We start from the raw sequence: 10,702 nt of genomic DNA, 5'->3' as shown, positions 1-10,702 counted from the left end.
TTAGAGATGGAAGAAGTATTAGCTATAAAGATTTTGCAACATTGCCATTTAAATTTCCCCAATATGAAGAACAGAAGAAAATAGGTGCATTTTTTATTGAACTTGACGACCTTATCACCCTTCATCAGCGTGAGTCATTTCTGATAATGATTCCTAGTTAACTTAACCCTGATAATGAACGCATAACCAAATCTACATCTTTATTTTCAAGTTCCTGAATAATATGTAAATAGGTTTTCTGGGTTGTTGTCATACTAGCATGCCCCAACCTTCTTGCCACACTTGCAATTGACACACCAGCAAATAACAAAAGGGAAGCATGGGTGTGGCGTAATCCATGAATTGAAATTACTGGAACTTTTGCATTTTTACAGTGTCTTGTTAATATATCATTAACAGTTGAATTATATACTTTGTTTTCTGTAAATATAGGTTTATCTTCTGGCAATCCCTTTAGTAAATCAGAAAACTGAATTACTGTTTGCCAGTCTATTTCTACTTTGCGTACAGAGGATTGATTTTTTGTCGGAAGAAAGCCGCCATTTCCTTTATAATTCCATGTTTTACTGATTGAAAGAATCTGATGTGAAAAATCAAAATCTTTAGGTGTAAGTGCTAATGCTTCCGAAAAGCGCATTCCGGTTTTTGCAACTAATAGTATGAACCAATCCCAGCTTACTTCAGGCTTTAAATCAAGATTGCTTAATAGAGTATGAAGCTCAAACTGATTCAGGTACTTTGTTTTTTTATCTCTTGGAGTTTTTCCTTTGATTATTGCTTTTCGTGTAGGATCCCTATCAATTAAACCTTCATCCACTGCATCCAAAATCGCAGCTTTTAATTGATGATGAAAATCCATCGTTGTTTGACGCTCATGCCATGTAGCATAGTCATTAAGTAATTGTTGGTAGGTTATACGGTTCAAATCGCAAATTATAAGGTTTGGAATAAGTTTTTCAAGCCACTTTTTAGTCATAAGATATTTATCCATAGTCACTTTCCTTATAGCACCATCTTTGTATACTGTAATCCATTGTCCATAATATTGACAAAATAAATCAGTTCCTTTTACTTTTTCTAACATTATTAATTCCTCCTTTGATTTATCGAAAATTGCCTCACGCTGATCATTTAAATGGGATGTTGCTTGCCTAATTCTTTCTGAAATAATTAGTGTGTGCAAATCAATGATTGGAAAAATGTATCTATTTTCTTATTATAACCATATATTAGAATTTAGTAGTTAGTATTTTTACCTCAGCATTACTTTTAATAGGTATCTTATACCAAGGTTGGGGCTCTGTGCCTAGCGCTTATCACACTGAGTGGAGCAAGTAAAAGAAGAAAAGTGAAGAATTGCCGCCTTATTTAAAGATGCTTATTTTCAGCTTATATCATCATGACCATATATAATAGAAAGTGTAATATATAAATGCTGAAATATATAACAAAAAATTGCAGAAAAAAAAGGAATTATAAGTATATATGTATAATTAATAAAGTATTAATGAGAAGAAATTACTTTTGTGGAGTAATTTAGTACAAGTTTATGTAGCAATTATGAAAATAATATAAGACTAGAAAGTCTAGTATTTAAGTCATTTCCATGATTTTTGGATTAAAAAAAATTCTTAAAGTTGAGGGGGATAAGCGATGGCAAATGCATTACAACGAATAATATATTATGTGGCAAACGCAGTACCATTATTGCTAATGACTGCATTAGCGTGGGGTATACAATATAAAACGTGGCTAGTCTCTTGTATTTTAATTGCTTTTTCCGCTTTTATAACCATGCTGTTTGCCGTATGTTTTACATATGGGAAAACTCACTGTTCAACAAAAACTATAAATGTAACAGCAATATCTTCCAAAGATGCCTGGTTGTTTGCCTATGTTGTTGCATACTTATTTCCATTTGCCTATAAGGTGATGCCTGATTTTCACATTGTTTCTTTAATTGTAGTTATTTTAATGGTTATTTTAGTGTTCATTTCAAGTATTATGGCTTTGCCAAATATTCTTTTATTTATTATTGGATATCATTTTTATAAAATCGGTACAGAGAGTACAGGTATTAGTGATTATCTGCTTATTTCAAAAAGAAAACACATTAGAAATAAAACAGATATAAAGAACGTAATGAGAATATTTGAAAAGTTGCTTATAGACACAAAGGAGGAATAATATGTTTGAAAACAGTTCCGTAATGGCACTATTAAATGAGAAGAATGAAAACTCTGTTTGTCTACTAGAAGTAGATGAAACGACACAATCAGATATATGTGCTACTTTTGCCGATGCAGCTTCGTCTCTGCTATCAGAAAAACAAGTAGTGCATTTTGATGGGTGTTATAAGCCGAATGAGGACGAGGTTCTTTCTATTTGTGATTTTCATCTTCCCGAAATTGTTACTGATGCTGTGAGAAATCCGCTTGGATTACAAACACTCGCCTATACTAAAGATGCTGAGACTGATATTCGGGCAATATTTGTAGGCGAACGTGCTGAGGATCACAATTCTGAGATGTTTACAGTCGCATTTCAACGTTTTCGTAAGGAACAATACTTGTCTACAAAGAAATTTAGTCTTTTCTATGACAAGGATATGTTTATTCGTGAAGTTCGTTGGGGAATTGGTATTACTGATAATGTTGATTGTGTCTTTATGCAGCCGGAACTTCGCTTTTCATCGTATTTCTATGCTAGACAAATATTTGATCTTAGTGAATACTATCGTTCTGCAACAGATGACGAGGTGCAAAGTTTTAGCAAACTTGAACTTTTAAACATTACCGATAAAGAACAGTTTCAGTTAATGGCAGACACATGGATACGAAGAAAGATTGCATCAATCAATGATTCTGGCGTCCTTGAAACTCATACTGCAGCTGAAATTAAAAAGCTTGCTCAGAATTGTGGTTTAAATCTTGAAGTCGAAAATAAAAAAATTATAATATCTACTGATAAGAAAAAGCTTAAAGAAATTCTTGGATTTCTTGATGAAGAAGTGTATAAAGGAGCCTTTTCAGAGGTTACTTATATAACAAATTCTAAACGTAAGGTACAATAACAAATGATTCTTGGGGAAAAATGTTTAATTATTTCATTCATGACACAATACCAATACCACTTTTGGTATGCGTCTTGCGCTATAATGTAATCAAAAGTAGGTGAAGTATATTGGTAAATGCAAAATTAAAGCTGCTTAAAATATTGGAAATTTTATGGTCGACGGATGAAGAGCATCCTCTTACTGCAGTGCAGATTGGGAAAAAGCTTAAATTATATGGCATTGAGGCAGAACGAAAATCTATTTGCAGGGATATAAATATTTTAAAGGATGATGCTGGATATGATATTGCTCTGTCAGAGGATAACAGGCAGGGATATTATATGGTAAGCCGGGATTTTGAGGATTGGGAACTCAAGATTTTAATTGATGCTGTCTGGAGTGCCAAGTTTTTAACTGATGACAGCGCAGATAAACTGTCCAAAAAACTATATAAACTGGCAAGTACAAGCAGCCAGAAAATGCTTGTATCAGTAACTCCGGCAAAACTTAAAATCAAAAGTAGTAATGTTTCCACTAAAATAAACATTGACTTGATACTAAAAGCAGTGAAAGCAAATAGAAAGATTAAGTTTCAGTATTCCTATACGGATACTGAACTGAAAGTACAGCTGAGGCGGGACGGATTTTTCTATATTGTAAATCCATATGTTCTTATCTGGCAAAATGAGCATTATTACCTTATTGCAAACTATGATAAATATGATGATTTGAGTTATTACCGCATGGATCGTATCAAAGCTCTTTCCCTATGTGATGAAAAAAGAAAACAGGCAGAAGAAATATTGGGAGAAAATGCGGATATAAAAATTGAAGAATATGTGCGTTCTTCCCTGTATCATTACGGTGGTAAAAAAATCAAACTTACCATGCAGGTTGCAGATTATATGGTTGATGATGTGGCTGATTATTTTGGAACAGAACTTAATTTTAAAAATGCTGGTGACAAGTATCAGGTTACTGTAAATGTTATGGATGGCGAGGGTTTATATTATTGGTTGCTGCAGTATGGAAGAAATATCAAGATTATTTCTCCAGCTTCTGTTAGGGAAAGATTTCTTGAAAAAGTCCGTGAAATTTTAGAATTATATAAGGAGGAAATTGAGTCCCCTAAATGTGAAGGATCTTAAAGATGACATTGATACATTTAGAGATTCCCTGAATTCCATCTACGACAGTACAAATGCTCTTTTACAAACAACTGAAAATATGCAAAGCGGTTTGTCACAGGCTCAGTCTGGCTTATCCTCATTAGATCGTGCTAACAGCAGCATAAGTGCCTCAAAGGACAGCTCCTTTGCCAAATCAGAAACAGCATTGGCGGATTTGGCAAAGATCACGGTCAACACGTCAGCAATGATTCCTCATGTCAGTGAAGGAGAAAATGCTATTGAAGACTTGAATTATGATTTGAATGTCATGACAAAAAACATTGAAAGCACAAAGAGTGAGCTGGAGCAATATAAGACTTCCATTAAAAATGTGCAGGATGATATCATGGCACTTCGAGCTGTTGTGAAAAATGTAAACAGTAAATCCGATGAAAGAGATGATCTGTTCCAACGTACCAAATCGGATATAGAAGATATGCAGAGGGACTTGGAGGATTTGAGTAACAGCTCTGGTGATTTGAGCAGCAAGTTGAGTACAATTGGCTCTGACATATCTACCTTATCAAATGCCATGAAAAGTGTAGAGGCGGAGTCCTCAGAGTTTTATGTGAAGTATTCACAAATTATTGAGTCTAATGAAGCACTGAAGATATTGTGCGACAGCATACAGAAAATACTTTCCTATGTTGACTCAACGCTCTCAGATTTTACTGCGGTATGTGATTCCACCAGCGAACTGCTGAGTGTAACATCCGATATATCTGAAAATGGGAAAGATTATCTAAATACCGCCAATAGAAGCATATCTTTAATAGAAGATTATTTTGAAGATTTTGACAAGGCAAATAAAGTTACAGACAAGATGCTGGGTGAACAGGAGAAGATCTTGTCAACCACCAGCAGCATGCTTACAAAAGGTGAAATGCTTATTGACAATGTTTCGGCAATCAACGATACAGCCAATAAGTATGAGAGCAGTTCCGTAAAAGCACTGCAGGATACGGAAACTCTTTTGGAAAGCATGGTGAAAGGTCTTAATAGTTCACAGGATTTTCTGAATGATTTTGAATCTACTCTTAAAAACAACAGCGGTGATATCAGCCAGGGCAACAGTGATACACTAAAGGGTCTTATCAGTGTGTTGAAGCAGAGCCTTGAGGGAATTAAAACTACACCTACCGTGCGGAAAGCAAATGATTCTATTAAGTCTACCACAGACAAGGAAATTGATAAATTTGAGAATGGGAACAGGCTTCTGTATCTGGATCCGAAAGCAGAATTAATCTCCTTTACTTTCACTAAAAATCCTTCACCCAGAAGCATCCAGGTGATTATGAGAACACAGGAAATCAACAAGGATAGTAACAACAAGGATAACATTGCAAATGCAGATTCTGATGAGAAAGATAAAGGTGTACTTTACAGAATCGCTCGTGTATTTATTCAACTGAAGCGGGCTGTGGTATCAATTTTCTCCAATATCAATCAGTAGGGTGTCTAAAGCTGAGATTGAACTGAATCTGGTAATGGGAAGAGGTTATAATAAAGAAAGATTTTTTTGAGCTTGTTCAGGCGGTTCGTATTGGTATCTTGAATAAGCTCTTTTTTTATAGTTTTATAGAAAGATTCCATTGCAGATATTTAAGATCGCCATATATAACTTTTATTAAGAATTTTTTATGGTGCTATTTAGAGAATTTCATTTTTACTGACAGTCAGTGTCATCATAGCGGTATATAATTGAAAATATAATATATCAATGTTAAGGGCAGTGGTATTGTGTGGATTATGAGGATATGAATAAAGAAACACTTATCAAGATTTTAAGAGAAAAAGATGTTGTACTTGAAAAACTGTATATGGAAAGAGAAAAATTGAATTATTATGCAAGTACAGATGTTATGACTGGAGTATTGAATAGAAGATCAGGTTTGAAGCTGTTGGATAAAGAACTTAATTTATCAAAAATAGGCAATATAAATCTTATTATCTGCTTTGTTGATGTAGATGAATTAAAAACAGTAAACGATAACTTTGGACATCAAGAAGGCGATAAGATTTTAATAAATACAGCTAAAATCCTGAAAGACAGTATTAGAAGAACTGATTTTGTAATTAGAATGGGCGGAGATGAATTTCTGGTGGTATTTCCAGGTGTCACAATGGAGGAAGTCCATAAAATTTGGCATAGAATTGAGGAAAAATTAAAAGCATGCAATGAGAATAATGGAAATTATAATTTCAGCTTGAGCTGTGGGTTATGTGAGTGCAGGAAAGGAATGCAAAGTGAAATGTCTGTGGAGGATTTAATAAAAAATGCGGATTTTGAAATGTATAATGAAAAATTGCAAAAAAAGAAGGAATTATAAATATATATGTATAATTAGTTAATAAAATGTTAACAAAATATAAGGAGAAGGGCACATATATATGGAAAGATTTAAAGCAGATGTAGTACTGTCTATCTACAATCAATTAAAAGAAGGAAAAGTAGTTGTAAAAGATGATGTAATAGATAAGTTCAACATTAATGAAAGAACCTTCTACAGATATATAAAAGATATAAAGAAATTTGTAGAAGACGAATCTGACGGCGAGCTAATGGGAGAGGAAATTGTATCAGACAGGGAAAAAGGTGGATATATTTTAAAAGACAGGCAGGAGAAAAATCTAAGCGAAAAAGAGATACTGGCGGTTTCAAAGGTTCTTTTAGAGAGCAGGGGATTTATAAAAGCGGAAATAAAAGATATAATTTACAAACTTCTTGATAATTGCATATCTAAGGACAGGGAGAACATCAAATACATTATAGGCAACGAGCTCATGAATTATGTTCCTCCAAAACATGGGAAAAAGCTTTTGGATAAGCTTTGGAAAATAAGTGTTGCAATAAAAGATAAAAATATACTTGAAATTGGGTATTTCAAAATAGGCACAGGCGGAAAGATAGAGGAGGAAATTTCCAAAAGGACACTGTATCCCCAGGGCCTGTTGTTTTCTGAATATTATTTTTATCTTATAGCTTTAATAGAAGGTAAAAGTTATGAATATCCTGCCATCTACAGGGTGGATAGAATTGAAAAACTAATTGTTACAGACAGGAAATACAAGATGGATTACAGTAAGAGATTTAAAGACGGAGAGTTTAGAAGGTTAATCCAGTTCATGCAGGCGGGGGAACTGGAAAGAGTGAGATTCAGGTATACAGGCAGATCCATAGAGGCAGTTTTAGATAAACTGCCTAATGCCAGAATAGTAGAAGAAAAAAATGGTGAATACATGGTGGAAGCTAGGGTATTCGGGAAGGGAATAAAAATGTGGCTTTTGAGCCAGGGAGATTCTGTGGAGGTCTTGAGCTCAGATGGATTCAGAGAGGATATGATAGAGACTATAGACAGAATGAGAGAGATGTACAAATGATTTTTTTGTATAGTGTAAGTAAGGAGGGAATACCATGCTGGATAAGGCAATTCTAATAGCTGCAAAGGCCCATGAGGGTCAGGTTGACAAAGGTGGACAGCCCTATATACTGCACCCCCTGCGGGTCATGTTTTCAAGAAAAACTGAGATTGAGAAAATATGTGCAGTGCTCCATGACGTAATAGAGGATACGGACATTTCGTTGGACTACTTAAGAGATCAGGAATTTTCTGAGGAAATTCTGTCTGCACTGGATGCCCTGACCAGGCGAGATGGTGAAACCTATGATGAATACATAAGCAGGGTTGTAAAAAATAAAACAGCCAGTCATGTAAAACTGTGCGATTTATGCGACAACATGGACTTGTCAAGGATAAAAAATCCTTCAGATGCAGATTACGAGAGGGTGAAAAAATACCGCAAGGCTGCAGATAGAATATCTTATGCTCTTGACGAGAATGAAGATAGAGAATTCATCAATACAAAGCAAGTTGAAATAGATGGCTGCGTATCAGTGCCGGAAAACTGTTCAAAAGATGAATTCTGGGATAAGTTTATAGATTTCATTGAGAGAAATTACTGGTCATTTTGCGGCGGCATAAATGAAATCAAGTGATTCTTGAGCATATGGAAAAGAGAAAATATATACATTATTAATAGGAGGTCGTTATGTCTCATAAAAATACCATTATTTCTTATCTAGTTAATTATGAAAACTTTTACTGTGATGATTGTTTATCAAAGCTGTGTAATATCAATCCAAGACAAACGGTATTTCAGGTGTGTACAAAGTTGAACATAATCGGGAAAATAAATCGTGGAGTTGGTATTTGCAGCTGTTGTGGTAAAAAAAAGACAGTAAATTCAATATTGAAAAAGTCTCATAAAAACTGTGCAGATGTAAATCCATTAAAAAAAATAAGATCTGACAAAGAAACGCTAAATCCCACAAAATTGAATAAAAGTTTTAATCAGTGTGGCAAGAATTTTATAGAAATAAAGCTAAAGTTTGAAAATACCGATATCAAAGATACATTTTCAAGATTTGGTACACATACATTAGGAGAAATTCTTACTGAAGATAAATATATGAAATTGAAAGATGAATGTTATCGAATATACAAAGAATATATGAATATGAAATTGGGTCTATTTCTTGCCAGGCTTAAACAAGATAATGATTTATTTTACAAAAAATTTCTTAATCCTTATGGTGATGAACTTTTCTGTAAATTTAAAATGGAACAAAATCCTCTGGAAAAATGTAAGGGAATTTATATGTATGTATGTAATGAAGAGATAAAGTATATAGGAAGGGTGAAAGGTAATTTTAATTTCTATAAGAGGATAAATTCTGGGTATGCTAGTATTTCTCCGAGAAATTGTTATATTGATGGTCAGGTGACCAACTGTCATATAAATTCTATAATCAACAATATAGGGAGTGAAGTTACATTTTATGTCATGCCTTTAGAAGATGATGAAGAAATATGTTCATTGGAAAGAAAGCTTATTAAAGAAAATCAGCCGGAATGGAATATTGCTCTTAAATAAATTTCTAAGTGGTATTGTGTAGAATACAACATTGTAAATGTTATAATAATTTATTTATAAATTATTATACAATATAAAAATTATATATAAATGGGGTGAAGATTGAATGTCTATAAAGGAAAAGGAACAGCTTACAGAAAAACAAATGTCCATACTTAACAGTGAAATGGACAAGCGAAAAAAAAGTGTTGGACTTTCGTATGTGTTATTTATTTTCTTTGGTTCTTTAGGTGTCCATAAGTTTTATTTAGGCAATAAAAAAATGGGTATCATTTATTTGGTATTAGGAATTTTTGGATGGATTGCCATTTTAACTGGTAGTATCTCAGCTATTTCAAGTGAAGGCGCTAGTGGAGGTGGAGCATCCATCATTGGCCTAATATGTATTATAGTACTGGCTATAATGCTTTTAGTTGATTTATTTACAATTCCAAAACAAGTCAGGAAAAAATATGAGGAAGAAGAACAAACAGTTATAGATAGTTTACTGAACAATAACTAATAGTACAAGTTTTATTCTATATTTTTAAATTAATGGGGCTGTTGCATAATTAATTATGCAGCGACTCATTTTTTTAAAAATTATTATAGATAAATAATGATGAGAAGACATCAATTTGTGGTAAATGTTTTATTTGGAGTTGTGGTAGTAATTTCAATAATTACAGATTGGAATATAGTGATGAAAAATAAAATAAGGAGAAGTCTATTTTATGATGAATGTAAAATTTTTGTATAATCATCATGGCATATCTAATTCAATTGGAGAAAGGTTGAAATATCTAATAAGTAAGACAAAAAATGAAGTTATAATTATGTCACCTTATATTTCAAACAACCCTTTAATAGATATGATTTATGACTTAAATGGAATAAAGTTAAGAGTGCTAACACGATTTTCTCTGGAAGATTTTTTAAATGATTCGTCAGATATAAATATAATTGATGGGTTAGTTAAAAATCCAAACTCAGAGATAAGGTATTATTCTAATCTTCATGCCAAAATTTATATTATCGATAGGCAGAAAGCTATAGTAACTTCAGCTAATTTTACTCAAAATGGTATGTACAATAATTTAGAATATGGTGTTTTAATTGAAAATAATTTGGATAATATGCTGGAAGATATAAATAATTTATGGAATAAAGCCGGTGTAATAAATGATAAAAAAATAGCTTTAATACAAAATAAACTTGATGTTTTCAAGAAAAATAAGAATCAGATAGACGGTATAAGGAACCAAGTTATAAAGGTTGATAAAAAAGTTGTAAAACAGAAGAAAAGTCATCAATATAAGGAAAAGAATCGGACTATGAGTGGTAAAAACTACGGACAAAAGGAGGATAAAAATCATTTAAATAAAATAAATGATAAAATTGTTTATAATATTTCAGAGTATAAAGCTTTAAATTTAATAACTCAACTTTCGCAGGAGAAAAGCGATAGCTTTTCCTTGATATAACAAGGCAAAGCCTTAATAAAACTATCGATTATGAGGTCAATAATCTCTTTTGAAAGTAAAACTTTTTCTTTTAATATATC

The 10,702-nt window shown here is 32.8% G+C and carries 10 protein-coding genes and 1 pseudogene; 10 read left to right on the top strand and 1 reads right to left on the bottom strand.

Annotated features, from left to right (window positions below; all coding sequences use genetic code 11):
- Positions 1-157: 157 nt before the first annotated feature.
- Positions 158-1,084: a site-specific integrase gene (locus CLLU_RS16920; RefSeq protein ID WP_106010945.1), complete on the bottom strand. Its 927-nt coding sequence runs from the start codon at positions 1,082-1,084 to the stop codon at positions 158-160.
- 569 nt (positions 1,085-1,653) lie between these two features.
- Here CLLU_RS16920 and CLLU_RS16915 point away from each other — a divergent pair.
- The 10 genes and pseudogenes from CLLU_RS16915 to CLLU_RS16870 all read left to right on the top strand — a co-directional run bounded on the left by CLLU_RS16915 (position 1,654) and on the right by CLLU_RS16870 (position 10,622).
- Complete coding sequence (locus tag CLLU_RS16915) at positions 1,654-2,187, top strand: hypothetical protein (RefSeq protein WP_106010944.1); 534 nt, start codon at positions 1,654-1,656, stop codon at positions 2,185-2,187.
- Position 2,188: 1 nt separating this feature from the next.
- The gene (locus CLLU_RS16910) at positions 2,189-3,073 is read left to right on the top strand and encodes a Kiwa anti-phage protein KwaB-like domain-containing protein (RefSeq protein ID WP_106010943.1); all 885 of its coding nucleotides are present in this window, start codon (positions 2,189-2,191) and stop codon (positions 3,071-3,073) included.
- 110 nt (positions 3,074-3,183) lie between these two features.
- Positions 3,184-4,203: a helix-turn-helix transcriptional regulator gene (locus CLLU_RS16905; RefSeq protein WP_106010942.1), complete on the top strand. Its 1,020-nt coding sequence runs from the start codon at positions 3,184-3,186 to the stop codon at positions 4,201-4,203.
- A complete protein-coding gene (locus CLLU_RS16900) occupies positions 4,190-5,677 on the top strand; it encodes a coiled-coil domain-containing protein (protein ID WP_106010941.1) in 1,488 nt (495 codons plus the stop codon). The genes CLLU_RS16905 and CLLU_RS16900 overlap by 14 nt, the downstream gene beginning before the upstream one ends.
- Positions 5,678-5,966: 289 nt before the next feature.
- Positions 5,967-6,554 carry a GGDEF domain-containing protein gene (locus CLLU_RS16895; protein ID WP_106010940.1) on the top strand — a complete coding sequence of 196 codons (588 nt, stop codon included), beginning with the start codon at positions 5,967-5,969 and terminating at the stop codon, positions 6,552-6,554.
- Positions 6,555-6,615: 61 nt separating this feature from the next.
- Positions 6,616-7,605, top strand: coding sequence for a helix-turn-helix transcriptional regulator (locus tag CLLU_RS16890; RefSeq protein WP_106010939.1), 990 nt, complete (start codon positions 6,616-6,618; stop codon positions 7,603-7,605).
- A 34-nt stretch (positions 7,606-7,639) separates the two neighbouring features.
- Positions 7,640-8,056: pseudogene (locus tag CLLU_RS16885) on the top strand (GTP pyrophosphokinase); the annotation flags it as partial.
- Between the two features lie 218 nt (positions 8,057-8,274).
- Positions 8,275-9,159, top strand: a complete 885-nt coding sequence (locus CLLU_RS16880) for a GIY-YIG nuclease family protein (RefSeq protein WP_106010938.1) — start codon at positions 8,275-8,277, stop codon at positions 9,157-9,159.
- Positions 9,160-9,265: 106 nt separating this feature from the next.
- A complete protein-coding gene (locus CLLU_RS16875) occupies positions 9,266-9,661 on the top strand; it encodes a TM2 domain-containing protein (RefSeq protein ID WP_106010937.1) in 396 nt (131 codons plus the stop codon).
- A gap of 211 nt (positions 9,662-9,872) precedes the next feature.
- On the top strand, positions 9,873-10,622 hold the full coding sequence (locus tag CLLU_RS16870) for a phospholipase D family protein (RefSeq protein WP_106010936.1): 750 nt from the start codon (positions 9,873-9,875) through the stop codon (positions 10,620-10,622).
- The last annotated feature ends 80 nt before the right edge of the window (positions 10,623-10,702 follow it).

Source organism: Clostridium luticellarii, from assembly GCF_002995845.1.
Classification (GTDB): Bacteria; Bacillota; Clostridia; order Clostridiales; family Clostridiaceae; genus Clostridium_B; species Clostridium_B luticellarii.
This window is presented reverse-complemented; position numbering and strand designations above follow the sequence as displayed.

Bases quoted from the DNA above. Each gene is read 5' to 3' on its own strand.
- CLLU_RS16920 (WP_106010945.1), bottom strand. From the start codon at position 1,084: ATGTTAGAAAAAGTAAAAGGAACTGATTTATTTTGTCAATATTATGGA.
- CLLU_RS16915 (WP_106010944.1), top strand. From the start codon at position 1,654: ATGGCAAATGCATTACAACGAATAATATATTATGTGGCAAACGCAGTA.
- CLLU_RS16910 (WP_106010943.1), top strand. From the start codon at position 2,189: ATGTTTGAAAACAGTTCCGTAATGGCACTATTAAATGAGAAGAATGAA.
- CLLU_RS16890 (WP_106010939.1), top strand. From the start codon at position 6,616: ATGGAAAGATTTAAAGCAGATGTAGTACTGTCTATCTACAATCAATTA.
- CLLU_RS16880 (WP_106010938.1), top strand. From the start codon at position 8,275: ATGTCTCATAAAAATACCATTATTTCTTATCTAGTTAATTATGAAAAC.
- CLLU_RS16875 (WP_106010937.1), top strand. From the start codon at position 9,266: ATGTCTATAAAGGAAAAGGAACAGCTTACAGAAAAACAAATGTCCATA.
- CLLU_RS16870 (WP_106010936.1), top strand. From the start codon at position 9,873: ATGATGAATGTAAAATTTTTGTATAATCATCATGGCATATCTAATTCA.